The organism is Amycolatopsis ponsaeliensis (genome assembly GCF_030182635.1).
Taxonomy (GTDB): Bacteria; Actinomycetota; Actinomycetes; order Mycobacteriales; family Pseudonocardiaceae; genus Amycolatopsis; species Amycolatopsis ponsaeliensis.
In genome coordinates, this window is the sequence record NZ_JAPZLD010000045.1 from 33977 (window position 1) to 58196 (window position 24220).

Genomic DNA, 24220 nt, shown 5'->3' on the forward strand with positions numbered 1-24220 from the left:
CGCGAGATCCGGCTCGGATCACGCGGTCAGGGGGCTGCGTTCATGAGGTCCAGGGCGGTTTGCTGGCGCGCGGCGTCGGCCTGGTCGAACGGGCCCGCCCACATCAGTCCGTACGCGTCCGCGCTGTTCCGGTCGTTCGCGTACGCCGAGTTCGCCTGGCGCTGCAGGTAACTCGTGTACGGGTGGTCCGACAGCGCCGCGTTCACCACCGCCAGGTCCCGCGCGTACACACCCTTGAACGTCGGCCCGTCCCCGCCGCCGCCCCCGGCCGTCTCGCCCGGGTCGCGGAGGATGCCGCCCGGGTTGAGCGAGCCGTTCGTCGTCGACGCATTCGCCATCGCGCGGGCCTTCGTCAGCAGGCTCGCGTCCCCCGTCGCGCGGTTCAGCTCGGTCAGCGCCGCCAGCGGCACGCCCTGGTTGTACGTCCAGACCGCCTGGCCGTTGTTCGCGCACGACGTGGTCAGTCCGTCGTTGACCAGGTTCGAGCCGTTGATCATGCCGGAGCCCGAGAACCACGTCCAGCCCGCGCGGGCGCGTGCCAGGTACGCCGTGTCGCCCGGGATCCGATTGTGCAAAGCCGCGTTCAGCTGGATGTACAGCGAGTTCGGGATCGCGTTCTTGTAGGTGCGGCTCGTGCTCCACCAGACCCCGCCGCCGCAGACGCCGTCCCAGTAGGCGAACATGTGGTCCGCGTCGGCGCGGGCGGTGTTCAGGTAGCGGCTGTCGCCCGTCAGGTCGTACGCGTCCACCCACGCCAGGCCCCACCACCCGGTGTCGTCGATGTAGTCGTTCCGGAACTGGCCGCCCTGGGCCGCGAGGTTCTTCGTGTACGTGGTGTCGATCGCGTAGCGGTAGCTGTTCATGCCGCTGACGCGGGCGTTGTCGATGATCGCGGTCAGCGCGTTGGCCGAGTTCCACCAGCCGGTCGTGTCGAAGAGGCCGGTCCCGAGGTTGTAGCGCTCCATCAGCGCCGTCGCGGCCGCCGTGCGCCGGTCCCAGGCGTTCCACGTCGTGCGCGCCCAGCCGGTGCACGCGATGCTCCCCGAACCCGCGGGCTGCCCGCACGCCCGCAGCAGGCCGACACCGAGGTTGTTCCAGTCGTCGGCGTTGTACATCAGGGTCCGCCAGCCGGTCGAACCCGACGGCGTCGCGGTGTCGCCCAGCTTGCTGCCCGACGCCCACGTCCGCCCGGCGTCGAACGAGCGGTCCAGCCAGACGTGGTCGCCGGCCGCGCCGCCGGTGATCGCCGCCCAGCCCATGTCGTCGCCGTCGTCGAGGTGCAGGGAGAGCCGGCGCCCGCTGATGGACGCCGTCGCGCCTTCGCGGTCGCCGGGGGAGAGCGCGGGATCCCTTGCGTCGCAGTACTTGTCACAGATCACCGCGAGCGGAGCGGCCGCGGCCGGGCTCGGGGCGGGTGTCGGAGTGGCCGCCAGGACCACGGTCAGCAGGGGAACCAGGAAGCTCATCGTCCACCTTCCACGCTGAACGGCGATGCTTCCATTTTCGGGAGCTAATATTATTGGTCCAGTCCTCACCGAGACAGGTTTCGGACAGGAATTCACGCACGTCGCCCCCGGGGCGCGGGTTTACCCTGGCGGCCGATGCGGAGGGAGCCGGCATGGACGGCCAGCGGGTCTTCGCCGATCGCGAGGACGGCGGCCGGCGGCTGGCCGAAGAGCTGAGCCGGCGCCCCTGGTCCGGTCCGCTCGTGCTCGGCCTCGCCCGCGGTGGTGTGCCGGTGGCCGCCGTCGTCGCGCGGCGGCTCGGCGCCGAGCTGGACGTCGCGGTGGCGCGCAAGATCGGCGCGCCCGGCCGGCGCGAGTTCGGCGTCGGCGCGGTGACCCCGGACGGCCCGGCGATCTACGACGAAGCGATCCTGCGCGGGCTGAAGCTGACCGCGGCCCGGATGGTGCGGGCGGAGCGACGGGAACGCGCGGAGGCACGCCGCCGGCTCGAGCGCTACCGTCGCGGCCGGCCCGCCGCCGCCCTCGCCGGCCGCGACGTCATCCTCGTCGACGACGGGCTCGCGACCGGCGTCACCGCGACGGCGGCACTGCGCGACGTGCGGGCCGGGAACCCGCGGTCCGTCGTGTTCGCGGCGCCGGTCGGCGCCCCGGACGCCGCGGCGGGGTTGCGCGGCGAAGCCGACGACGTCGTCTGCGTGACCGAGCCGCCGGACTTTCGCGCCGTCGGCCAGTGGTACGCGGATTTCCGCCAGACGAGCGACGAAGATGTCCTTGACCTGCTGCTCCACCTGGGGGAGTACCGCGATTGACCAGGTGGGCGCCGGGGTACCACCCGGCGGGGGTATCGACCGGAAGGCAGGCGCGTGACGATCGAACGGGACGGGCTCGGCGCGGCGGCGCGCGGGCTGAGACAGTACTTGCTGGCCGTCGCGGCCGAGCTGGACGCGCCCGCGTGGTTCTGCGAGGTGGACGCGCCCGCCACGGCGTACATCGCGCTGGAGCAGCGGCTCGCGCGGTTCCCGGACCACGAGACGGCACTGCTGTGGGACGAGCGCGACGGCTGGGCGGCGGCGGTCGAGTCGGCGACGGGCGAGGACGTGGTGGTGCTCGCGTACCTGGGCGAAGACGTGTTACCGGCGCCGGACGCGGTCGTGGCGTTCGTCCGCGGTCTCTACGGCGACGGCTATCCCGGCCAGCCGGCCCCGCCGGACTTCCGGAGACCCGGGGCCCCGGACGACTTCGACGCCCGCCTCGCCACGTACGCGGGCGACGACGTCTACCTGCCCGAGGGCCAAGCCTGAGTGAGGCAGAACTCGGTGCCCGCCGGATCCGCGAGCACGATCCACGGGCAGCCGACCGCGACGGCCAGGATCCGAGTGGTGCTCACGCCCGCGTCACCACCCGGTTGATCGCTTCGGCGACGAGAGCCGGCTCGGCGACCGTGACCGTCAGGCCCGGGTGGCGGATCAGGCCCCACGGGTCGATGCCCGGCACCGGTTCGTGGAACCGCAGGCAGACGCCACCTTCGGTCGTCGTCCCGAAGGTCAGACCGCGGTCGGCGAGCGACAACCGCACGCCGAGACCGCGAAGTGCGTGGTACGGGCCGCTGACTTCGGCGCCGGCGAGGTTGCTCAGCGGAGTCGCGAGGAACCACGGCCCGAGCCGGACGCGCAGGCCGCCGGCGTCCAGGTCGAGCCCGCTGCGGGTGCCCAGCGCGCGGCGCAGCCACGGGAACCGGACGGCGAAGTCCGCGTGCAGCCGATGGCGCACGACGACCGCGGGTTCCGCCACCGCCGCTTCGCTGCCGCCCTTCGGTGCCATCGGATCCTCCTTCGGCCGTCACGACCGGATACCCGGCGTCGCGTGCGGGAAACGAGCGAGGGGAAGGAGCCGGACGGCGAGGCTGGGGGTCCGCCGTCCGGCCCGCGGCCGGGGCTCGCGCCCGGTCCCTGCAGCCAGGACGCGGGCCCCTGGTCTCCGGGGTGGCTCCTCCCGTGGCTACCACCGCTTCGAGGGGCTAAACCCGTTGTCCTCGAAGCTTCGCCGGCGGACGACCGGGCGCGGCTGGGCTGCCGACAGCTCCGCGAAGTGCACGTTCTGTCCTCCCGCGTCGGCTTCGCCCGGTTCCGCCGAGGGCCCGGCGTGCTCGGACAACCACCCTGACCTTGATCGGTGAGCGTTCCCCCGGGGTTCGGCTGAGCGCTTCGGCGTGCCTCCGTCGTGGCCCGTTGGGTTCCCGGATACCGTCCGTTAAGCCTTCCGCCATCCGGGGTACCTGGCCCACGGCGGTTGCGTAGACGAAGGGACGGACATCGATGCGGTTCACCCCACGGGGTACCCGGTTCTTCGACCTGCTCACGGACGCGGCGAGAAACCTGGTGACCGCCACCGCGGTGCTGCGCGACCTCGTCGCCGCCGAACCCGCCGACCGCGAGCCCCTCGCCAAGCGGCTGCACGAGGTCGAGCACCAGGGCGACGAGCTGATGCACACGATCATGGTGGAGCTGAACAGCTCGTTCGTGACCCCGTTCGACCGCGAGGACATCCAGGCGCTGGCCGGGAAGATCGACGACGCGCTCGACTTCATGGACACCGCGGCGGACCTCGCCGTGCTGTACCGGATCGAGGCGTTCCCGCCGGGTACCGACGTGCTGGTCCGGGTGCTGGGCCGCTGTGCCGAACTGACCGCGGCGTCGATGCCCGGCCTGGCCAAGGTGGGCGACCTCGAGCCGTACTGGATCGAGATCAACGAGCTGGAGAACGAGGCCGACCGCATCTACCGGCGGATCCTGGCCCACCTGTTCGAGCCCGGCGGCGACGCCCTCGAGGTGCTGAAGACCAAGGAGGTCGTCGAGCAGTTCGAGCTGGCGGCCGACGCGTTCGAGCACGTCGCCGACGTGGTGCAGACCATCGCCGTCAAGGAGTCCTGAGTGACGGGCACCGCCGCCCTGGTCGTCGTGATCGTCCTGACGCTCTTCTTCGACTACACCAACGGGTTCCACGACGCGGCGAACGCGATCGCGAGCGCCGTGTCGACGCGGGCACTGACCCTGCGCGCGGCGCTGCTGCTGGCGGCGGTGATGAACCTGGCGGGCGCGCTGCTGTCCACCGGCATCGCCGCGACGGTGGCCAAGGGCATCATCGACGTCCCGGCCGGGCCGGACGCGCTCACGGTCGTGTTCGCCGCGCTCGCCGGGGCGATCACCTGGAACCTGACCACCTGGTACTTCGGGCTCCCGTCGTCGTCCTCGCACTCGCTGATCGGCGGGATGGTCGGCGCGGCGCTGGCCGCCGCGAGCACCGTGCACTGGGCCGGGATCGGCGAGAAGGTGCTGATCCCGATGGTCGCGTCGCCGCTGCTCGGGCTGGGGCTCGGGTACTTCGCCATGGTCGCGGCGCTGTGGCTGCTGCGCCGCGCCAACCCGCACCGCAGCGGCCGGGTGTTCCGCCGGTTCCAGATCCTCTCGGCGTCGGCGCTCGCCCTCGGCCACGGTCTCCAGGACGCGCAGAAGGGCATGGGCGTGATCGTCCTGGCGCTGGTGGCGGCGGGGGAGCAGAAGACGTTTTCGGTGCCGCTGTGGGTGACCCTGCTGTGCGCGGCGGCCTTGTCGCTGGGCACCTACTCCGGCGGTCTCCGGATCATGCGGACCCTGGGGCGGCGGGTGTTCCCCTTGGACCCGCCGCACGGGTTCGTCGCGGAGTCGGTGGCGTCGTCGGTGCTGTACGTGACGGCGTTCGCGGTGAAGGCCCCGATCTCGACGACCCACGTGATCACGGCGGCGATCATGGGGGTCGGCGCGACGCGGCGGCTCTCGGCGGTGCGCTGGGGGATCGCGCGGGACATCGTCCTGGGCTGGGTCCTGACGTTCCCGGCCGCGGCGGCCGTCGCGGCGGCGGTGTACCTGGTGGCCGACGCGCTCACCTGAGCCGCGTTTCACGGAGCAGGCCCTGGCGGAGATCGCGCCGGGCTGGCAATCTCGGTACGACCTGATCTCCGGGAGGTCGCCAGTGAGCACCGAAGCCGCCGATGCCGTCGTCATCGGCGCCGGCCACAACGGCCTGGTGGCGGCGAACATCCTGGCGGACGCGGGCTGGTCGGTGCTCGTGCTGGAGGCCACGGAACACCCGGGTGGCGCGGTGCGGACCGCCGAGGTCACCGAACCGGGCTTCCGCAACGACTTGTTCAGCGCCTTCTACCCGCTGACGGCGGTGTCGCCGGTGATCCGGAGCCTGGGGCTGGCGGAGCACGGCCTGCGCTGGCGGCACGCACCCGACGTCCTGGCACACGTGCTGCCCGATGACCGGTGCGCGGTGCTGTCCCGCGACCTCGACCGCACCGCGGCCTCGGTCGACGAGTTCGAGCCCGGCGACGGCGACGCGTGGCGGCGGCTGTTCGAGCAGTGGCGGGAAATCCGCGAGCCACTGCTGAACGCGTTGTTCACGCCGTTCCCACCGGTCCGCCCGGCGCTGAAACTGCTGCGCCGCACCGGGACGGCCGACGCGCTGCGCCTCGCGCGCATGCTGACGCTGCCGGCCCGCCGGTTCGGCGACGAGCTGTTCGCCGGCGAAGGCGCCCGGCTGCTGGTGGCGGGGAACGCCGCGCACAGCGACCTGTCCGTGGACAACGCGGGCAGCGCGGTCTTCGGCTGGCTGCTCGCGATGGTCGGGCAGGACGAAGGGTTCCCGGTGCCCGAAGGCGGGGCCGGCGAACTGATCTCGGCGTTGGTGCGCCGGCTGGAGTCCCGCGGCGGGAAGGTCCACTGTGGACGCCCGGTGCGGGAGGTCCTCGTCGGCGGTGGCCGCGCGCTGGGCGTGCGCGACGCCCACGGCGACCCGGTCCGGGCGCGCAAGGCCGTGCTCGCCGACGTCCCCGCGCCGTTGCTGTACCGCGAGCTGGTGGGGGAGGAGTGGCTGCCGTCGCGGCTGGTCGAGGACCTCGGCAAGTTCGAATGGGACAGTGCGACCGTGAAGGTCGACTGGGCGCTGTCCGGCCCGATCCCGTGGACGGCGGAAGGCGCGCGCGGCGCCGGCACGGTCCACCTCGGCACGGATCTGGACGGGCTGTCGGCGTTCGGCGGCGAACTGTCCCGCGGCCGGACCCCGCGCCGCCCGTTCCTGCTGCTCGGCCAGATGACCACGACCGACCCGACGCGCTCGCCCGCCGGCACGGAGGCGGCGTGGGCGTACACGCACGTGCCGCGCGGCACGATGGAGAGCCGCGCGGCCTTGGAACGGCGCGCGAAACGCATCGAGGAGACGATCGAGGCGAACGCGCCGGGGTTCACCAGCCTGATCAAAGCCCGCTACGTGCAGGGCCCGGCCGAGCTGGCGAACCACAACCCCGGGCTGGTGGGCGGCGCGATCAACGCCGGGACGACGGCGCTCCACCAGCAGTTGTTCTTCCGCCCGGTACCGGGAACGGGCCGCGCGGACACCCCGGTGGACCGGCTGTTCCTGGCGGGCGCGTCGGCGCATCCCGGTGGCGCGGTGCACGGCGGCCCGGGGGCGAACGCGGCCCGGGCGGCACTGGCGCGGGCCGGCCGGCTGGGCGGCGGGTACGCGGCGGTGATCCGGGCCGCCCACCGCGCGATCTACGGCTGAGCCACGCGGATGTCTACGGGCGCCGGCTCTTCGTGCGAGTGTGCTTCCCCGTGGCCAGGTCCGCCAGCCGGGCCAGGGACTCGGTGTTGCGCGGCTTCAGCAGCAGCGACTGCAGCGCGGACGGCAGCACCTTGCCGGGCCCGCGGACGACGTGCTCGGTCATCCGGACCAGCGTCCCTTGCCCGTGCGGAACGAGCGTGAGCCCGACCGCCGCCGCGCCGACGGGCCAGGCCCGCGCTTCCAACGACAGCGACAGCCCGGGCTCGACCGCCGTCACCACCGTCTCGTCCTGGACGTGCAGGGGCCACGGGCCCACGCTGTGGTGGATCCGCGAGCCCGCTTCCGGCCAGCCGGGGTCGACGTCGCGGATGTGTGAGCTCCCGACCACCCAGCCGGCGTAGAGCCAGCCGTCGGCGAGGACCTCGAACACGGCCTCGGGTGGCACGTCGATCACGCGGCTGACCTCGGTCACGGCTTCCTCCTGCTCGTCGGGACGGGCCGGGAGTACCCCGTCGCGGCCGGGGTATGCCGCTTGTAGGGTGGTGGATCCCGGACGTCGCGGCGCTGCCGGGGAAAGCGAACGGAGCTGAGCGGATGGCCTGCCGGATCACCGAGCTCGTGCTGGACTGCCGGGACCCCGACCGGCTCGCGGAGTTCTGGTGCGCGGCCCTCGGCTACGAAGTGATCGGCCACGAGCCCGACGGTCTCGAGCTGGGCCCGCCCGGCGGCCGGTTCGGCGAGGGGCCGCCGACGCTGGTGCTGGCCAGGACGGAGCACCCCCGCCGCGGGAAGCTGCCGCTGCACCTGGACGTGAGCCCGGCGGGCAGCGACCAGGAGTCGGAGCTGGCGCGGCTGCTGGCGCTGGGCGCGCGCCCGGCCGACGTCGGGCAGGACGGCAGCGAGTCCTGGGAGGTGCTGCAGGACCCGGAAGGGAACGAGTTCTGCTTGCTGCGCAAGGACGTCGGTGCCTGACGAGCGGTCGTGACCGGCTCGTTCGGCGTGCCGGACATGGCCCGGGTGGCTGCGGCTGAACGACCCTTCCCGCCGGACCGGTCAGTCGTTCAGTGCTCGTCGTTCTCGGCCGCGCAGCGGCGCCACTGCACCCGATCCCCGGCCCGGTCCGCGTGCCACACCGGCGTCCCCTCGGACTCCCAGGTCGGCAGCAGTCGTCCGGTCACCACGCGCCCGCGGGCCACCCGGCCGAACAGTTCCACCCCGTCGGCGCGCCGGGCCGCCGGGATCCACGCCGGGAACCGCGTGCCCGGCAGCTTCCGTTCGATCCACTCTCGGGCCGAGCCTTCACTCCCGTGGTCGGATTCGACGATGCTCGACACCGGCCCGCCGCCGCCGACCGCGAGGCCGATCGACGCGCGCCAGCGCACGGGGGAAGCATCGGGATTCATCGGTCCCAGGTTCCCGGACGGGCGGGTTCGCGGGCCAGTACACGGACGGGTGGATCGACGCTCACTCACCGTGTCTCCTGCCTTTTGTGGGCCACGAATTGACCGCCGGTTTCCCCGCCCGGGTGACGTTTAATCACGCGCGGCAGGACTCGGCCCGCCGCGAGTCCACAGAGGACGATCGGCACGCCGGCGAGAGGGGCGCCGAGTGCCCGCGAGACCGGCGCCGCCGAGGGTGTGGTTCGGGGCGGCGCGCCGAGCACGAGGTGATCGAGAAGCACCGGGCGTGCGCTGTCCGGTACCACGAAGGGTGACAACCTCGTTTCGGTGAGCGCCCGGAGGTTACCCGGGAGGGTGATGCGACTACCGTGACCGGGTGAGGAGGTGGTCGCCGTGCCGGTCCGGCGCGACATGGTCGTGCTCGGCGCTTCCGCAGGCGGGGTCGAGGCGCTCCGCCAGCTGGTGCGGGTCCTCCCCGCCGACTTCCCGGCGGCGATCCTCGTGGTGATGCACCTGGCACCCGGGGCGACGAGCGCGCTGCCGCAGATCCTGGGCCGGGCCGGGGTGCTCCCGGCGGTCGCGGCGGCACACGGCCGCCCGCTGGCCCCGGGCGTGATCCACGTGGCCCCGCCCGACCGCCACCTGCTCATCGACGACGGGGTGCAGTTCCTCAGCCACGGCCCGACCGAGAGCGGCCACCGCCCGGCGGTCAACGCCACCTTCCGGTCGGCCGCCGTCGCGGCGGGACCCGCGGTGATCGGCGTCGTGCTTTCCGGTGCCTTGGACGACGGCGCGCTCGGGCTCGGCTCGATCGTCGAACGGGGCGGCGTCGCGATGGTGCAGGACCCGGAGGAGGCGCTCTACCCCGGCATGCCCGAGAGCGCGCTCGCGCGCACTTCGACCGAGCACGTCTACCCGGTCGAAGTGCTCGGGAAGGTCCTGGACAAGCTGGTCCGCACGCCGGTGCCGACGGCCGAGGTGCCGCCGCCGTCTCCCGCCCTCCTCCTGGAGGACCGGATCGCGCGGGACGGAGTCCGGCTCGACGCCGTCGTCCCGGACGACGTGACCCCGCCGTCGGGCCACAGCTGCCCGGATTGCGGTGGCACGCTCGTCGAGGTCGGCGGCCGCGATGGCCACTACCGGTGCCGCATCGGGCACGCGTGGTCGGCCGAGGCCCTGCTCCGGGCCCACGACCTCGAGTTCGAACGGGCGCTGTGGACGGCGCTGCGGTCCCTCGACGAAAAGGCGGCGCTGGCCCGGCGGATGCAGGAGAACGCCTACGGCCGGGCCGCGCCGGCCGGCGGCCGGTACGAAAACACCGCACGCGAATGCGTCGCGGCCGCCGAGACGCTCCGGCGGTTCCTGCTCGCGCAGGACCCCGAGCCCGGTCGTGACCATGACCGGTGAGGACGCGACCGTGCGCCTGGTCCCGGACGTCCGGGCCGGGGCGACGGTGGTGCACGTGACCGGGAGGCTCAGCCTCGCGAGCTATCCCGACCTGCGCGACGGACTGCTCAAGATCGCCACGGACGCCCCCGACAGCGTGATCGCCGACATCGGCGGGCTCACCATCGACGACGACAAACTGGCCGCCGTCTTCACGACGGTCGCCATGCGGATCGGCGACTGGCCGGGTGTCCCGTTCGCACTGGTCTCGTCCCGGCCGGAACACATCGCGGTGCTGAAGACGCAGGCGATCGACCGCTTCGTGCCGGTCCACGCCGACGTCGCCACGGCCGAGCGGGAACGGGACCACCCGCCGCGGCGCCGGGCGGTCCAGCTGCTGATGCCCTCGCCCGCGGCTTCGGCACTGGCGCGGCAGTTCGTCACCCGCGTCTGCGCCGAGTGGGGAGTGCCGGAACACACCGAGGACGCGCTGCTCGTCGCGACGGAGCTGGTCGAGAACACGATCCAGCACACCCTTTCGGCCCCCCGGCTGCGGCTCGAGCTGCGGCGGGGCGTCTTCACCGTGGCCGTCGCCGACAGCGATCCGCACCCGGCCGTGCGGCACGAGCGGGTCGACAGCTCCGACTCCGGTCTCGGGTTGCAGATGGTCGCGCAGATCGCGCGGGTCTGGGGGTGCAGCAGGTCATGGGCGGGCGGCAAGGTCGTGTGGGCGGTGCTGACCCGGCGCGGCCGGGCGCGCGCGGGCAGCAGGTAGCGTGTCCCCGGTGACGGATCTCCGGCCGGAAGCCGACGACGAGTTCGAAGCCGTGCTCGCCTACTTGAAGGAGTCCCGCGGGTTCGACTTCACCGGCTACAAGCGGACCAGCCTGATGCGGCGGGTGCAGCGGCGCATGACCCAGGTCGGCGCCGAGAGCTACGCGGACTACGTGGATCAGCTCCAGGTGAACGCCGACGAGTTCGCCGCCCTGTTCAACACCATCCTGATCAACGTCACCGGGTTCTTCCGCGACCCGGACGCCTGGGAGTACCTCCGCGAACAGGTGATCCCCGCGCTGCTCGCGGAACGCAGCCCCGACGAGCCGATCCGCGTGTGGAGCGCGGGGTGCGCGGCCGGCCAGGAGGCGTACAGCATCGCCATCGCGCTCGCCGACGCACTCGGGGTCGACGCCTTCCGCCAGCGGGTCAAGATCTACGCCACCGACGTCGACGAGGAAGCGCTCGCCCAGGCCCGGCACGCGGCCTACACCCCGGAGGAGCTCGAAGGCCTGCCCGAAGCCAAGCTCGCGGCGTACTTCGAGCAGCAGAGCAGCCGGTACGTCTTCCGCAAGGACCTCCGCCGCTCGGTCATCTTCGGGCGCAACGACCTCGTGCAGGACGCCCCGATCTCCCGGATCGACCTGCTGCTGTGCCGCAACACCCTGATGTACTTCAACGCGAACACCCAGACCAAGATCCTCGAGCGGCTCCACTTCGCGCTGGCGCCCCGGGGCGTGATGTTCCTGGGCAAGGCGGAGATGCTGCTCAGCCACACCCGCCTCTTCGAGCCGCTCGACCTCAAGCAGCGGGTCTTCCGCAAGAGCGGCAACACCCCGGGTGGCTACCAGCACTTCGGAGCCCACGGCCATCCGGCGCGGCGCCCGGCCGACGCCTCCAGCCTCGACCAGCTGCGCGAACACGCGTTCGGGACCAGCCCCGTCGCCCAGATCGTGGTGACCGGTGAAGAGACCGTCGCGCTGCTCAACCAGCAGGCCGAGATCTCGTTCGGACTGTCCGAACGGGACATCGGGCGGAAGCTGTGGGACCTCGACGTCTCCTACCGCCCGCTCACGCTCCGGCCGTATGTCGAGCAGGCCCGCCTGGAACGCCGGTCGCTGCGGATCAAGGACGTCGAGTGGCGGCGGGGCGGCGACGCCGTGTGGTACGAGGTGCACGTGAACCCGCTGCTGGGCAAGGAGAAGAGCCTGCTCGGCGTGTCGGTGGTGTTCCACGACGTGAGCTGGGCGCGCTCGCTGCTCAGCGAGCTCGAGTACACGAACGGCAGGCTCAAGTCGGCCTACGAAGAGCTGCAGTCGACCAACGAAGAGCTGGAGACCACGAACGAAGAGCTCCAGTCCACTGTGGAGGAACTGGAGACGACCAACGAGGAACTCCAGTCCACCAACGAAGAGCTCGAAACGACGAACGAAGAGCTGCACTCCACCAACGACGAGCTGCAGACGATCAACGACGCGCTCCGGGACCGCGGCCTCGAGCTCGACGAGCTGAACGACTTCCTGGAGTCGGTGCTGACCTCGGTCCAGGCCGGGATCGTGGTGATCGACACCGAGATGCGGATCAAGGCCTGGAACCGCGGCGCGGAGAACCTCTGGGGCGTCCGCCGCGAAGAGGCGACCGGAACCCACCTGCTCAACCTGGACATCGGCCTGCCGATCGCCGAGCTGCGCCCGGTGGTCCGCGACGCGCTGGCCGACGCCGGGTCCCGGGCGGAGCAGACCCTGGACGCCGTCAACCGCCGGGGACGCGCCGTCGTGGTGCGGTTGCAGTGCAGTGCACTGCAGGACCGGGACGGCAAGAGCGCGGGCGCGTTGCTGATGATGGAGGAGATCGGCCCGGTGGCCGAGGAAGCCGGGCCGGCCTCCTGAGCCGTTCGGCGCGCCCGTGTTCTAGTCACCGCCGGTCAGCAGGTCGACGACGGCTTCCGCCCGGTTCCGCTCGGCGAAGGCCCGGCGCTGCCGGTCGGCGCCCCCGCCCTCTGCCACGAGCCGCGCGGTCGCGTCCCGCGCGAAGTCCAGGTCTCCCGCGGCTTCCAGCGCGGGCGCGGTCAGCTCGATGAGGTCGTCGAGCACCGCCTTCGCCGGCTCCAGGTCGCCGGTCCGCGGGTGTGGGCAGCAGCCGGTCACGCCTTCTCTCGACGCCCGCCAGAGCCGGCCGCGCAGAACCTCGTTCGACAACTTCGGCGGCGGCGCGTCGTCGGCCAGCGCCGTCGTGACGAGCCCGCGCGCCAGCACTCCCAGCAGGACCGCTTCGCCGGGGGTGGCGGCGACGTCGGAGATGCGGAACTCGAGCGTCGGCTGTTTCTCCGACAGCCGGACGTCCCAATAGATCATCCCGCGGTCCAGGATCGCGCCCGAGCGCAGCCAGCCGTCGACGATGCTCTCGTACTCGTCGAGCGAACCGAACCGCGGCGGCGGCCCGGCCGAGGGCCAGCGGCTCCACTGGTGGTAGCGCCAGCTGGCGTAGCCGGTGTCGTAGCCGTCCGAAATGGCCGAGTTCGCGGTGATGGTGAGCAGCGCGGGCAGCCACGGCCGGACGCTGCCGAGGACCCGGATCCCGCTCTCCTTGTCGGGGATCGCGACGTGGACGTGACAGCCGCAGGTGAGCGAAGTCCACGCGGTGGCCCCGAAGTGTTCGGCCATCCGCTGGTAGCGCGGGTTCGGCGTGATGCGCGGCGGGTCCACTTGGGACACCGGGGGCGCGCCGGCCGGCAGCAGCCGGTAGCCGCGGGCACGCGCCGCCCGGCCCAGGTCCCGGCGCAGCCCGCTCAGCTGGCGCAGGGCTTCGGCGTGCGTGCGGCAGACGCCGGTGGCGGTCTCGGCCTGCGACCGGTTCAGCTCGTGCTGCAGTTCGCCTTGGCCGTCCCCGGCCGCTTCCGCGGCATCGACGACATCGTCGCCTGCCTGCGAGAGCTGACCATGTCGGTCGACGACGAAGAACTCTTCTTCGATGCCGAAAGTCAGCACGTCTGGGTTCACCGGTGCGCTCCTGGGGGTGGGGAGCCCCCGGATACCCCGAAGACGGGGGAGCGCAAACGGCGTCTCCCGGCGGCGAGCGGGCGGCTGCCCGGCCTCGCGTGAAAGACTTGCGGTGGTGTGACGGTGCGTGGTGGGGGTATTCCAGTGGGCATGGAATGGCACGAAGAGCTGCACGAGCGGGCCGACGAGCGGATCGGGCAGCTGGACGAACGGCTGTGGGCGGTCGCGACCGCGCTGCACGAGCGGCCGGAACTGTCCTATGAGGAGCACGCGGCCGCCGAGCGGCTGACCGCGGAGCTGTCCGCCGGCGGGTTCGAAGTGGAAACCGGGGTTGCCGGACTGTCCACGGCGTTCGTCGCGCGGGCCGGCACCGGCCGGCCGTGCGTCGCGCTCCTGCTGGAGTACGACGCGCTGCCCGGGCTGGGCCACGCGTGCGGCCACAACCTGATCGCCGCGGCCGGCCTCGGTGCCGCGCTGGCGGCGCGCGAGGTGCTGGCCGACAGCCCGGGATCGCTGCTCGCCGTGGGGTGTCCCGCCGAGGAACGCGGTGGCGGCAAGGTGGCACTGGCCGAGGCGGGCGTCTTCGACGACGTCGACGCGGCGCTGACGGTCCACCCGGGCGTCCACTCGTGGTCCTGGGCCCCGCTGACCGCGCAGGTCGAGCTGAAGGTGACTTTCCACGGCCGCGCCGCCCACCCGACCGGCGACCCGGAAGCCGGCATCGACGCGCTCGCCGCGTTGCTCCAGGCGTTCGGCGCGGTCTCGGTGCTGCGGCAGCGGCTGCCCGCCGGCTCGCACGTCCAGGGGATCATCACCCACGGCGGCGAGGCGACGAACATCGTCCCCGACCGCGCCGAAGGCCGCTTCGGGCTCCGCGCCCGGACGACCGCGGCCCTGGACCGGCTGGCCGAGGACGTCGCGACGTGCGCGCAGGGTGCGGCGCTGGCGACCGGCGCGAAGGTCGACGTCGAGCGCCTCGGGCGCGGTTTCGCGCATTTCCGCGACAATCCGGTGCTTTCCGAGCGGTTCACCGAGCACCTGGCGGCGTGCGGGATCCACGCGACGCCGCCGGCGCCGGGGGTGTACCCGGGCTCGTCCGACATCGGCGACGTCAGCGTCCGCGTCCCGGCGATCCACCCGTTCGTGGCGATCACGGCGGAGGAGTACGCGGTGCACACCGAAGAGTTCGCGGCCGCGTCGGCGAGCCCGCGCGGACGGTCGGTGATGCTGGCCTCGGCGGCGGCGCTGGCCCGCACGGCGATCGACGTGCGGACGCACCCCTCGCTGGTCAGCCGGGTGTGGGACTACTTCCGCGAGCAGGAGCGGACCGAGCGCTGAGCGGCCCTTGACGCATACCCATATGGGCATATGATGCTCCCGTGGCACGAGCAGCGACAACGGCCGACACGTTCAACGCCGTCGCCGAACCCCGGCGGCGGCAGATCCTCGACGTCCTGATGACCGGCGAGCGGTCCGTCGGCGACCTCGTCGACGTGCTCGGCCTCGCCCAGCCCCAGGTGTCGAAACACCTGCGCGTCTTGCGGGAAGTGGGCGCGGTCGACGTGCGCGACGAAGGCCGTCAGCGCGTCTACCGGCTCAACGGCGCCGCGCTGAAACCTATCCACGACTGGGTCAAACGCTACGAACGGACGTGGTCGGAACGCTTCGAGCTGCTGGACGGCGTCCTCGGAGAACTCAAGGAACAGGAGCACTGACGTGGAGATCACGACCCCGGCGGACGACCGGATCCTCATCACGCGCGAGTTCGACGCGCCCCGGCACCTCGTCTACCGCGCCTGGACCACACCGGAGCTGGTGAAGCGCTGGTGGGCCGGGCATCGCGGGACGACGACGAAGGTCGAGATGGACCTGCGGCCCGGCGGCCGCTGGCGCTTCGTGCTGGAGACGAACGACGGGGCCGAGGTCGGCTTCCACGGCGAGTACCGGGAAGTCGTGCCGGACGAGAAGATCGTCTACACCGAGGTCTTCGAGATGCCGGGCGTGGACCTCGACTCGGTGGACGGGCCGCTCAACACGGCCACCTTCACCGCCCTCGACGGCGACCGGACGCGCTTGGAGCTGCTGACCGAGACCGGCAGCAAGGACCTGCGCGACATGATTCTCGGGTCCGGCATGGAGGTCGGCGTCCAGGAGCAGATGGTGCTCATCGAGGAGCTCGCGAACTCCCTGCGCTAGCACGCAGGAAGCGGTCGCCCGTCTTGGCCAGTTCGGCGGCCAGCTCCGGCGCGTCGAGCACTTCGAAGTCCACTTCGAGGAGCCCGAGGTACAGCGCGAGCATGGCCGCGTTGTCCGAGCCGACCTCGGCGACGCAGCGGTCCGGCCTCTCGGGCGTCACCTCGACCGCGACCGGCAGCCGGGCCCGCACGTACTCGGCCGACGCGTGGAGACGCACTTTCGCGTGGTAGCGCCAGGTCGCCGCGCCGACACTGCGCTGGACGAACTGCGCGACGTCGCCTTCCGGCGGCTCGCGTGGCGTGAAGCGCGGCCCGTTCGGCACCTTCGGCGTCATCCGGTCGACGCGGAAGGTGCGCCAGTCGTCCCGCCCGGTGTCCCACGCGACGAGGTACCAGCGCCGGCTCAGGCCGACCAGCCGGTGCGGCTCGACGTCACGCCTGCTCGCCGTGCGTTCGTGGCTGGTGTAGTCGAACCGCAGCCGCTCGCCGGCCCGGATCGCCGTCGCGATCGCCGTCAGCACGTCGGCGTCCACGACCGGGCCGGTGCCCGGCACCGAAACCGTCGCGGCCTGCAGAGCCTGCACCCGGTGCCGCAGCCGCGACGGCAGCACCTGCTCCAGCTTCGCGAGTGCGCGCACGGACGTCTCGCCGATCCCGGCGACGCCGGTGGCCGTCCGCAGCCCCACCGCGACGGCCACCGCTTCGTCGTCGTCGAGCAGCAACGGCGGCAGCTGCGCGCCCGCGCCGAGCCGGTAGCCGCCCTGGACGCCGGGGGAGGCCTCGACCGGGTAGCCGAGGTCGCGCAGCTTCCCGACGTCGCTGCGGACGGTGCGCGCGGTGACGCCCAGCCGGCCGGCGAGGTCGGCGCCGGTCCAGTCTCGGCGCGTCTCGAGCAGCGACAGCAGCCGGAGGAGGCGGGCGGAGGTCTGCAACATTTTCCGAGGATCGCACGAATCGCGGAAGGAAGTCTTCCGCAATCGTTCCTAGCGTGCTGCTCATGACGAACCCCTTCCGGATCGAAATCCCGCAGACCGACCTCGACGACCTGCACCGCCGCCTCACCGAAGTGCGCTTCGCCGACCCCGTGCCCGGCGACGAGCCGGACTGGTCGCGCGGCATCCCCACCGCCGTCGTGCGCGAGCTGGCGGAGTACTGGCGCGACGGCTTCGACTGGCGGGCCCAGGAGGCCGCGCTCAACGCGTTCCCGCAGTTCACGACCGAGATCGACGGCCAGCGGATCCACTACCTGCACGTCCGGTCGGCCGACCCGGACGCGGTCCCGCTGCTGCTCACGCACGGCTATCCGAGCACTTTCGCCGAATTCCTCGACGTCATCGGGCCGCTGACCGAGCCCGGCCCGGACGCGTTCCACGTCGTCGTGCCGTCGCTGCCCGGCTTCGGGTTCTCGACGCCGCTGAGCGGCCCCGGCTGGGAGCTGGCCCGGACGACGGACGCGTTCGCCGAGCTGATGACGCGCCTCGGCTACGACCGCTTCGCGGCGCAGGGCGGCGACATCGGCGCGGGCGTCACCGGACGGCTCGCCGCGTTGTACCCGGACCGCGTGCTGGGTACCCACGTCAACAGCGACCGCGGCACCATCGCGCTTGCGGGCGAGCAGCTTCCGTTGCCGGAGAACCTGACCGCGGACGAACAGTCCGAACTGGACGCGGCCCGCGAGGCCTGGAAGGCCGGCCGCGGGTACCTCGACCTGCAGTCGCACAAGCCGGAGACGATCGCGGCGGCGCTCACCGACTCACCGGTCGGGCAGCTGGCCTGGATCGCCGAGAAGGTCCAGGCGTGGACGAACCCGGGCGGCGGCATCGCCCGCGACCGGCTCCTGACGACCGTCAGCCTGTACTGGTTCACGCGCAGCGGCGCGACGGCGGCCCGGTTCCTCTACGAGGCCGCGCACTCCGGCCACGGCTGGCTGGCGCCGTCCGATGTGCCGTCGGGCTGGGCGGTGTTCAACTCCTCGCCGGTGGTGCGCCGGATCATGGACCCGGAGGAGAAGATCGAGCACTGGTCGGAGTTCGCCGAGGGCGGCCACTTCGCGGCGATGGAGGAGCCGGAGCTGCTCGTGGCCGACATCCGCGCGTTCTTCCGGAAGCTGCGGCCGTGACCGGGGGCGGTGGGCCAGAATCGGCGGCGTGCAGTTCGCGATCCTCGGGCCGGTCGAAGCCCGCCGTCCCGACGGGACCCCGGTTCCCCTGGGTGGTCCCCAGCTTCGGGGGCTGCTGGCCCTGCTCGCCCTCGACGCCGGCCGCGTGATCAGTGCGGACCGGCTGATCGACGGCCTGCACGGCGACCACCCGCCCGACGGCGCCGCCGAAGCCCTCCAGTCGCAGGTCTCGCGGCTGCGCCGGCGCCTGCGGGACGGCGGCGCGCCGGACGGTCTGGTCGAGTTCACGCCCGCCGGCTACCGGCTGGCCGTCGACCCGCAGGACGTCGACGTCCACCGCTTCGAACGGCTCACCGCCGAGGCGCGGGCGACTCCCGACCCGGCCGCGAAACGGGAGCTGTTCGCCGAAGCACTGGCGCTGTGGCGAGGACCCGCGCTCGACGGCCTCGCGGATCCGCCCCGCGCGGCCCGGCTGGCCGAGCTGCGCCTCGCCGCTATCGAGGACCGCGTCGAGGCGGATCTCCTGCTCGGTCACCACGAGCGGCTCGTCGCCGAGCTCCGCGAACTCACCGGGGAACACCCGCTGCGCGAACGGCTCGCCGCTCAGCTCGTGCGCGCGCTGCACGGCGGCGGCCGGTCCGCCGAGGCCCTGACCGCCTTCGCCGAGATCCGCGAACGGCTCGCCGACGAGCTGGGCGCGGACCCGTCGCCGGAGCTGGCGGACGCGCACGTCGCCGTCCTGCGAGCCGCCGCCCCCGCGCCCGCCCGGCGGGTTCCGGTGCCGCTGACCGGGTTCGTCGGCCGGACCGAGCTCGGCGACCTCGGGAAGGCCCTGGAGGACGCCCGGCTCGTCACGCTCACCGGGCCGGGCGGCGCCGGCAAGACCCGGCTCGCCATCGAAGCCGCGGCCGGCGAAGCGTGCTTCGTCGAACTGGCGACGACAACCGATGTGGCCCGCGCGGTCCTCGCCGCGCTGGGGCTGCGCGAGCAAGGTGTGCTGGCGCCCGGCGCGGCGGAGGAGCCGGCCGGGCGCCTGGCCGCCGCGCTCGCCGACCGGCCCCTGCTGCTGGTGCTCGACAACTGCGAACACGTCGTCGCCGACACCGCGCGGCTGGTCCGGCGGCTGCTCGCCGGGTGCCCGGGCCTGCGCGTGCTCGCCACCAGCCGCGAGCCCCTGGGCCTGACCGGCGAGAAGCTGGTGCCGGTCGGCGCCCTGCCCGCTGGCGCCGCGGCGGAGCTGTTCACCGAGCGGGCCGCCGCGGTGGCGCCGGGCAGCGTGCCCGACCCGGGTGCGGTGGCCCGGATCTGCGCGGCCCTCGACGGTCTCCCGCTGGCGATCGAGCTCGCCGCCGCCCGCCTGCGGTCGCTGTCCGCGGACGACGTCGCGGCCCGGCTCGGCGACCGTTTCCGGCTGCTGTCGCGCGGCGACCGGACCGCCGAGCCGCGGCACCGGACGCTGCGCGGCGTCGTCGAGTGGAGCTGGGATCTCCTCGAACCGGACGAACAACGGCTCGCGGGCCGGTTCGCGGTGTTCGCCGGCGGCGCGCGGCTCGGCGCGGCCGAACGGGTCTGCGCCGAACCCGACGCCGACGGCGTGCTCACCGGCCTGGTCGAGAAGTCCTTCGTCGAGTTCGACGGCGGCCGGTACCGGATGCTGGAGACGATCCGCGCGTTCTGCGCCGAGCACGGCGACGACCGCCGGTCCGAGCACGCGAAGTACTTCCTCGGCCTCGCCCGTGCGGCCGAGCCGAAGCTGCGCGGTGCGGACCAGCTGACTGCCCTGGCGGAGCTGACCGCCGAGCACGCCGACCTGCACGCGGCACTGCGCTGGAGCGCTTCCGAAGAACCGGAAACCGCGGTGCGGCTCATCGCGGCCCTGACCTGGTACTGGTGGTTGCGCGGCCTGCGCAGCGAAGCGACCCCGTTCGCGGATGCCGTCGTCACCGCCTTCGGGGCCGAGCCGCCGCCGGGACTGGCCGAGGAGTACGTCCTCTGCCTGATCCACGCGTCAGGCACCGATGTCGAGATCGAGCCGATCGTGCAGGGGCTCGAGGGGCCGCTGCGCCACCCGTACCTCTTCCTGCTGTGGGCGTTTTCCCCGCACACCAAGGTGCGGGACGGCGAGCGGCTGGCCGCGCTGGTCGGCGACGACGCGTGGTCGCGGGCGTTCACGCGGATCGGCGACGGCCTCGGCGCGCAGTACCGCGGCCGGATCGCGGAAGCCGAGACGCACTTTTCGGCGTCGCTGGACGGGTTCCGGGCGCTCGGTGACCGCTGGGGCGAGGCCAGCGCGCTGGAGAAGCTCGCGGAGTTCGCGGACTGGCGCGGCGACCACGCGCGGTTCCGGGAGCTGATGGACGAGTCCGTGCGGCTGGCCGGCGAGCTCGGCGCCGTCGAGGACGCCGCCGAGCTGCTCTGCCGCCGCGCCGACGGCGTGCTGCGTGCCGGGGACGCCGAGACCGCCCGGGCCGACTACGAAACCGCCGCCGACCAGGCACGCGCGGCCGGCACGCCGCTCACGCTCGCGCGGGCCCGCGGCGGCCTGGGCGAGATCGCGCGGCGCGCGGGCGACCTGGCCGCGGCCCGGCGCTGGTACACCGCGGCCGTCGGCCTCGCCGTCGACCCGGTCACCGGCGGCGAGACGCGCATCCGGCTGCACACCGGCTTCGGCTGGACGGCCGCGGCCGAGGGCCACCTCGACGAGGCGACCGATCTGCACCAGGAGGCGCTGGCCACGGCCCTCGAACACGCGAACCTGCCGGGCGCGGCCCAGGCGGTCGAAGGCCTGGCGGGCGTCCTCGCCGCGCGGGCCGAAGACGAGCGGGCCGCGTTCCTGCTCGGCGTCGCCGTCGGGCTGCGCGGGGCGCCGGTCACCGGGGACGCGGATGTTGCGTCGGTGACCGACCGCGTTCGGGCGCGGATCGGCGCCGAGGCCTACGCGCAAGCCTTCGACCGCGGTCGCGAAATGCCCCCTGAGCAGGCGATGAGCGAGTTCGGTCAACGGCGGTTCGCGCTCGGTTCGTGAGCGGTCAGCGGCCGCGCCCAGAGTTCGGGGCATGACGAAGAGCATCTTGATCTCCGGCGCCAGCATCGCCGGCCCCGCCCTCGCCTTCTGGCTGCACCGCCACGGCTTCCACACCACCGTCGTCGAGCGCGCCCCGAGCCTGCGCGAAGGCGGCTACAAGGTCGACATCCGCGGGGTCGCGGTCGACGTCGTCCGCCGCATGGGCCTGCTGGCGGAGGTGCACGCGGCGAGCACCGACATGCGCGGCGCGGCATTCGTGAGCAAGCGCGGCAAGGAGCTCGCGACGCTCGACGCCGACACGTTCGGCTTCCGCCACGGCGACGACACCGAGATCCTGCGCGGCGACCTCGCGAAGATCCTCTACGACGCGACCCGCGACGACACCGAGTACGTGTTCGGCGACTGGATCACCGGCCTGGACGAGCGCCCGGACGGCGTGCACGTGACGTTCGCACACGGCGCCCCGCGCCGGTTCGACCTGGTGGTCGGCGCCGACGGCCTGCACTCCGGCGTCCGCGCGCTGGCGTTCGGCCCGGAGGAGGACTTCGTGCGCCGGTTCGACGCGTACATCTCGATCTCGACGGTGCCGAACACGTTCGAACTGGACCGCTGGGAGCTGCTGCACTCGGCGGCCGCGGGCAAGATGGTGAACGTCTACAGCACGGCCCGCGCGGACGACGCGAAGGCCGCGTTCTGGTTCAGCGCGCCGCCGCTGACGTACGACCGCCGGGACGTCGACGGCCAGAAGGACCTGGTGGCGGACCAGTTCGCCGGCCTGGGCTGGGAGATCCCGGAGCTCCTGGAGGCGATGCGCGCCGCGGACGACTTCTACTTCGACCCGGTGTGCCAGATCGTCATGGGCCACCTGTCGACGGGCCGGGTGACGTTGCTCGGCGACGCGGGTTACTGCGCGTCGCCGGCGTCGGGGCAGGGCACGAGCCTGGCCCTGGTGGGTGCGTACGTCCTGGCGGGGGAACTGGCCACTTCGGACGATCAGGCGGCGGCGCTTTCCCGGTACGAGAGTGAAATGCGGCCGTACATCGAGAAGAACCAGGCGCTGGCGAAGACGGCGCTGCGCGGGATCATCCCGTCGTCGCGGGCGTTCGCGTGGTTCAACACCCGGATGATCAAGCTGATGCCGTACCTCCCGGGCCGCAACCGGGTCCTGGAGCAGATGTCCCGCCCGATCCGAGAAGCCGCGAATGCCTTGGTGCTGAAGGACTACGCGCTGGTCGCGTGAAGGCCCGCCTAGCGCGCCGCGCGGACCTTCGCCGCCACCTCGGCCAGCTCTGCCCGGTCGCGAATCCGCCAGTCCGCGTCCAATACGAAGCCGTCGCCGGTGTGGCGGGGGATCACGTGCAGGTGGACGTGGGGGATCTCCTGGCCCGCCGCCGCGCTGTCGGCCAAGAACAGGTTGATCCCCTCGCACCGCAGGTCCGTGCGGCGCAGCGCCGCGGCGAGTTCGTGCGCGATCCCGAACATCCGGGCGCCCATCTCGGCAGGCAGTGCGGCCAAGTCGTCGTGGTGCGCGCGGGGGAGCACCAGCAGGTGGCCGGTCGTCACCGGGCACAGGTCGACGATCGCGACCAGGTCGTCGTCCTCGTGGACGAACGCCGCCGGGGCGCGGCCGGCGGAGATGGCGCAGAAGACGCATTCGCCGGCGGGCGTGGTCGCGGGAAGGTTCGGACGCATGGCGCCGACCGTAGCGGGACGGTCACGCCGGTGTCAGGTGCCTTTCCGTCCACTCCGCGAACGACGTCAGCGGGATGCCGAGCGCCCGGGCGAAGCCGGGGTGCGCCGGGTGGCCGACCTCGTTCTGCCACTCGTGGCGGACGGCGAACGCGGGCGCTCCGGCGGCCACCGCTTCCTCGGCCGTCATGTCCGGTGCCGTCAGCTCGGTGCCGAGCGCGTGCGACAACGTCTCGGCGACCCGCGTCATCGTCATCCGCTCGCTCGCCAGCTCCAGCTCGACGCCGTGGAAACGCTCCGGGTCCGCGAAAGCCGCCGCGGCCGCCGCGCCGATGTCGGCCACCGCGACCAGGGCCAGTTCGGTGGCGGGCTTGATCGTCGTCACGAGGCGGCCGTGGGGGAGCAGGAACGACGGTGGCAGGAAGTTCTCCATGAAGAACCCCGGCTTGAGCAGCGTCCAGTGCGTGAAACCGGCTTCGCGGACGCGGTCCTGGATCGCTGTCTTGGTCTCCAGGTAGTGCTCCATCGACGCCCAGCGGCCCTCCGCCCAGCCGGGCACGGACCGGTGCCCGCCGGCGCCGGAGACCGACGTGTGCACGAACTGCGGCACGCCGGCCGACGCGGCCGCGTCAACCAGGTTGCGGCCCTGGACCCACTCGGAGTCGCCCTCCAGGTTCGCCATGTCGGGCATCTGGACGGAGAACACGCCGCGCACGTCCTTCATCGCGGGGGCGAGTGAGCCGGGGTCGTAGAGGTCGCCGACGACGACTTCGGCGCCGAGCTCGCGGAGGGCTTCGGCCCGCTCGGGATTTCGGACCAGCGCGCGGACGGGGACGCCGGCCTTCAGGAGGGCGCGGGCGGTGGCGCCGCCTTGCTTGCCGGTGGCGCCGGTGACCAGGACGGGGGACATGGGGACTCCTCGGACCGATAAGTGGCGGGGTCCGCCACTTCGTGGTCGCTACACTAGCGACTAAGTGGCGGCCCCCGCCACTTCCTGTTTCGGAGGTGGTCCGTGCCGCGGTCCGACGCCCGCCGCAACTACGCGCGCATCCTCGCCGTCGCCGAAGAGGAGGTCGCCGCGCACGGTGCCGACGCGTCCCTGGAACAGATCGCCCGCACCGCCGGCGTCGGCTCGGCGACGGTGCGCCGCCACTTCCCGAGCCGGCGCGAGCTGCTGGAAGCGGTGTTCCGGCAGCAGGTCGACGCGCTGGCCGGGCGCGCCCGCGAGCTGGCGGAGGCCCCGGACGCGCGCGCGGCTCTGCTCGACTGGCTGAGCGCGCTCACGACGTACGCGGCGACGGCCCGCGGCCTGGCCACGGCGCTGGTCCGCGACGAGCAGTCCCCGGCCCACGCGTGTTCGGCGACGATGACCGAGGCGGGCGTCCCGCTGGTGCGGCGGGCGGCGGCGGCGGGCGCGGTCGGCCCGGACGTCACGGCCGAAGACCTGATCGCGGTGGTGACGGGGATCGTGCTCGCGACCGAGCACCACCGCGATCCGGCGGGGGAGGCTCAGCGGTTGCTGGCGTTGGCGGTGCGGGGAATCAGCCCGCCATGAGGGGCACCTTC

The 24220-nt window shown here is 73.0% G+C and carries 24 protein-coding genes; 16 read left to right on the forward strand and 8 right to left on the reverse strand.

The genetic code is table 11. The features are described from left to right. Positions 1–26 precede the first annotated feature (26 nt). A complete protein-coding gene (locus QQ657_RS44220) occupies positions 27–1466 on the reverse strand; it encodes a glycoside hydrolase family 76 protein (RefSeq protein WP_284748372.1) in 1440 nt (479 codons plus the stop codon). A gap of 152 nt (positions 1467–1618) precedes the next feature. Between QQ657_RS44220 and QQ657_RS44225 the strand changes: the two genes are divergently transcribed. Next, positions 1619–2275, forward strand: a complete 657-nt coding sequence (locus tag QQ657_RS44225) for a phosphoribosyltransferase (RefSeq protein ID WP_284748373.1) — start codon at positions 1619–1621, stop codon at positions 2273–2275. A gap of 54 nt (positions 2276–2329) precedes the next feature. Beyond that, the gene (locus QQ657_RS44230; protein ID WP_284748374.1) at positions 2330–2767 is read left to right on the forward strand and encodes a DUF6292 family protein; all 438 of its coding nucleotides are present in this window, start codon (positions 2330–2332) and stop codon (positions 2765–2767) included. A gap of 82 nt (positions 2768–2849) precedes the next feature. On the opposite strand, the gene QQ657_RS44235 is transcribed toward QQ657_RS44230, so the two are convergent. Next, on the reverse strand, positions 2850–3287 hold the full coding sequence (locus QQ657_RS44235; protein WP_284748375.1) for a hypothetical protein: 438 nt from the start codon (positions 3285–3287) through the stop codon (positions 2850–2852). Between the two features lie 494 nt (positions 3288–3781). Here QQ657_RS44235 and QQ657_RS44240 point away from each other — a divergent pair, with 494 nt between their 5' ends. From QQ657_RS44240 to QQ657_RS44250, 3 genes are all read left to right on the forward strand, one after another. Beyond that, the gene (locus tag QQ657_RS44240) at positions 3782–4396 is read left to right on the forward strand and encodes a DUF47 domain-containing protein (protein WP_284748376.1); all 615 of its coding nucleotides are present in this window, start codon (positions 3782–3784) and stop codon (positions 4394–4396) included. Next, positions 4397–5392 carry an inorganic phosphate transporter gene (locus QQ657_RS44245; RefSeq protein ID WP_284748377.1) on the forward strand — a complete coding sequence of 332 codons (996 nt, stop codon included), beginning with the start codon at positions 4397–4399 and terminating at the stop codon, positions 5390–5392. It begins immediately after the preceding gene. A gap of 82 nt (positions 5393–5474) precedes the next feature. After that, positions 5475–7067 (forward strand): phytoene desaturase family protein, encoded by a 1593-nt coding sequence (locus QQ657_RS44250; RefSeq protein WP_284748378.1) that lies wholly within the window; start codon positions 5475–5477, stop codon positions 7065–7067. A gap of 13 nt (positions 7068–7080) precedes the next feature. Here QQ657_RS44250 and QQ657_RS44255 read toward each other — a convergent pair whose 3' ends face one another. Continuing rightward, positions 7081–7539: an SRPBCC family protein gene (locus QQ657_RS44255; RefSeq protein WP_284748379.1), complete on the reverse strand. Its 459-nt coding sequence runs from the start codon at positions 7537–7539 to the stop codon at positions 7081–7083. A gap of 122 nt (positions 7540–7661) precedes the next feature. Here QQ657_RS44255 and QQ657_RS44260 point away from each other — a divergent pair, with 122 nt between their 5' ends. Then, entirely contained in the window at positions 7662–8039 is a 378-nt protein-coding gene (locus tag QQ657_RS44260) for a VOC family protein (protein ID WP_284748422.1), read from the forward strand. Positions 8040–8128: 89 nt separating this feature from the next. On the opposite strand, the gene QQ657_RS44265 is transcribed toward QQ657_RS44260, so the two are convergent. Further along, positions 8129–8470: a hypothetical protein gene (locus QQ657_RS44265; RefSeq protein ID WP_284748380.1), complete on the reverse strand. Its 342-nt coding sequence runs from the start codon at positions 8468–8470 to the stop codon at positions 8129–8131. A 408-nt stretch (positions 8471–8878) separates the two neighbouring features. On the opposite strand from QQ657_RS44265, the gene QQ657_RS44270 reads away from it, so the two are divergent. From QQ657_RS44270 to QQ657_RS44280, 3 genes are read left to right on the forward strand one after another with little or no spacing between them, the layout of a single operon-like run. Next, positions 8879–9874 (forward strand): chemotaxis protein CheB, encoded by a 996-nt coding sequence (locus tag QQ657_RS44270; protein WP_434056843.1) that lies wholly within the window; start codon positions 8879–8881, stop codon positions 9872–9874. Continuing rightward, positions 9864–10628 carry an ATP-binding protein gene (locus tag QQ657_RS44275; protein WP_284748382.1) on the forward strand — a complete coding sequence of 255 codons (765 nt, stop codon included), beginning with the start codon at positions 9864–9866 and terminating at the stop codon, positions 10626–10628. Before QQ657_RS44270 ends, QQ657_RS44275 begins: the two co-directional genes overlap by 11 nt. Before the next feature lie 10 nt (positions 10629–10638). Beyond that, positions 10639–12516 (forward strand): CheR family methyltransferase, encoded by a 1878-nt coding sequence (locus QQ657_RS44280; protein ID WP_284748383.1) that lies wholly within the window; start codon positions 10639–10641, stop codon positions 12514–12516. A 21-nt stretch (positions 12517–12537) separates the two neighbouring features. Here QQ657_RS44280 and QQ657_RS44285 read toward each other — a convergent pair whose 3' ends face one another. Beyond that, positions 12538–13626, reverse strand: coding sequence for a carboxylate-amine ligase (locus QQ657_RS44285; protein ID WP_284748384.1), 1089 nt, complete (start codon positions 13624–13626; stop codon positions 12538–12540). 150 nt (positions 13627–13776) lie between these two features. Between QQ657_RS44285 and QQ657_RS44290 the strand changes: the two genes are divergently transcribed. The 3 genes from QQ657_RS44290 to QQ657_RS44300 are packed head-to-tail and all read left to right on the forward strand — an operon-like array spanning position 13777 to position 15822. Further along, complete coding sequence (locus QQ657_RS44290) at positions 13777–14964, forward strand: amidohydrolase (RefSeq protein ID WP_284748385.1); 1188 nt, start codon at positions 13777–13779, stop codon at positions 14962–14964. Between the two features lie 41 nt (positions 14965–15005). Continuing rightward, positions 15006–15341, forward strand: coding sequence for an ArsR/SmtB family transcription factor (locus tag QQ657_RS44295; protein ID WP_284748386.1), 336 nt, complete (start codon positions 15006–15008; stop codon positions 15339–15341). 1 nt (position 15342) lies between these two features. After that, a complete protein-coding gene (locus QQ657_RS44300) occupies positions 15343–15822 on the forward strand; it encodes an SRPBCC family protein (protein ID WP_284748387.1) in 480 nt (159 codons plus the stop codon). Here QQ657_RS44300 and QQ657_RS44305 read toward each other — a convergent pair. Further along, on the reverse strand, positions 15791–16756 hold the full coding sequence (locus QQ657_RS44305) for a helix-turn-helix transcriptional regulator (protein ID WP_284748388.1): 966 nt from the start codon (positions 16754–16756) through the stop codon (positions 15791–15793). The two genes, QQ657_RS44300 and QQ657_RS44305, sit on opposite strands and share 32 nt — an antisense overlap. Before the next feature lie 53 nt (positions 16757–16809). Between QQ657_RS44305 and QQ657_RS44310 the strand changes: the two genes are divergently transcribed. The 3 genes from QQ657_RS44310 to QQ657_RS44320 are packed head-to-tail and all read left to right on the forward strand — an operon-like array spanning position 16810 to position 22205. Continuing rightward, positions 16810–17940, forward strand: a complete 1131-nt coding sequence (locus QQ657_RS44310) for an epoxide hydrolase family protein (RefSeq protein ID WP_284748389.1) — start codon at positions 16810–16812, stop codon at positions 17938–17940. 28 nt (positions 17941–17968) lie between these two features. Continuing rightward, a complete protein-coding gene (locus tag QQ657_RS44315) occupies positions 17969–20965 on the forward strand; it encodes an ATP-binding protein (RefSeq protein ID WP_284748390.1) in 2997 nt (998 codons plus the stop codon). Positions 20966–20996: 31 nt separating this feature from the next. Beyond that, positions 20997–22205 (forward strand): FAD-dependent monooxygenase, encoded by a 1209-nt coding sequence (locus QQ657_RS44320; RefSeq protein WP_284748391.1) that lies wholly within the window; start codon positions 20997–20999, stop codon positions 22203–22205. A gap of 8 nt (positions 22206–22213) precedes the next feature. Here QQ657_RS44320 and QQ657_RS44325 read toward each other — a convergent pair whose 3' ends face one another. Together QQ657_RS44325 and QQ657_RS44330 are read right to left on the reverse strand one after the other, a co-directional pair. Next, positions 22214–22657 carry an HIT family protein gene (locus tag QQ657_RS44325; RefSeq protein ID WP_284748392.1) on the reverse strand — a complete coding sequence of 148 codons (444 nt, stop codon included), beginning with the start codon at positions 22655–22657 and terminating at the stop codon, positions 22214–22216. 22 nt (positions 22658–22679) lie between these two features. Further along, positions 22680–23564 carry an NmrA family NAD(P)-binding protein gene (locus tag QQ657_RS44330; protein ID WP_284748393.1) on the reverse strand — a complete coding sequence of 295 codons (885 nt, stop codon included), beginning with the start codon at positions 23562–23564 and terminating at the stop codon, positions 22680–22682. Positions 23565–23666: 102 nt separating this feature from the next. On the opposite strand from QQ657_RS44330, the gene QQ657_RS44335 reads away from it, so the two are divergent. Beyond that, the gene (locus QQ657_RS44335; protein ID WP_284748394.1) at positions 23667–24209 is read left to right on the forward strand and encodes a TetR/AcrR family transcriptional regulator; all 543 of its coding nucleotides are present in this window, start codon (positions 23667–23669) and stop codon (positions 24207–24209) included. Positions 24210–24220 lie beyond the last annotated feature (11 nt).

Coding starts and splice junctions, on each gene's coding strand:
- QQ657_RS44220 (WP_284748372.1), bottom strand. CDS start 1,466: ATGAGCTTCCTGGTTCCCCTGCTGACCGTGGTCCTGGCGGCCACTCCG.
- QQ657_RS44225 (WP_284748373.1), top strand. CDS start 1,619: ATGGACGGCCAGCGGGTCTTCGCCGATCGCGAGGACGGCGGCCGGCGG.
- QQ657_RS44235 (WP_284748375.1), bottom strand. CDS start 3,287: ATGGCACCGAAGGGCGGCAGCGAAGCGGCGGTGGCGGAACCCGCGGTC.
- QQ657_RS44240 (WP_284748376.1), top strand. CDS start 3,782: ATGCGGTTCACCCCACGGGGTACCCGGTTCTTCGACCTGCTCACGGAC.
- QQ657_RS44260 (WP_284748422.1), top strand. CDS start 7,662: ATGGCCTGCCGGATCACCGAGCTCGTGCTGGACTGCCGGGACCCCGAC.
- QQ657_RS44265 (WP_284748380.1), bottom strand. CDS start 8,470: ATGAATCCCGATGCTTCCCCCGTGCGCTGGCGCGCGTCGATCGGCCTC.
- QQ657_RS44270 (WP_434056843.1), top strand. CDS start 8,879: ATGGTCGTGCTCGGCGCTTCCGCAGGCGGGGTCGAGGCGCTCCGCCAG.
- QQ657_RS44275 (WP_284748382.1), top strand. CDS start 9,864: ATGACCGGTGAGGACGCGACCGTGCGCCTGGTCCCGGACGTCCGGGCC.
- QQ657_RS44290 (WP_284748385.1), top strand. CDS start 13,777: ATGGAATGGCACGAAGAGCTGCACGAGCGGGCCGACGAGCGGATCGGG.
- QQ657_RS44305 (WP_284748388.1), bottom strand. CDS start 16,756: ATGTTGCAGACCTCCGCCCGCCTCCTCCGGCTGCTGTCGCTGCTCGAG.
- QQ657_RS44320 (WP_284748391.1), top strand. CDS start 20,997: ATGACGAAGAGCATCTTGATCTCCGGCGCCAGCATCGCCGGCCCCGCC.
- QQ657_RS44325 (WP_284748392.1), bottom strand. CDS start 22,657: ATGCGTCCGAACCTTCCCGCGACCACGCCCGCCGGCGAATGCGTCTTC.
- QQ657_RS44330 (WP_284748393.1), bottom strand. CDS start 23,564: ATGTCCCCCGTCCTGGTCACCGGCGCCACCGGCAAGCAAGGCGGCGCC.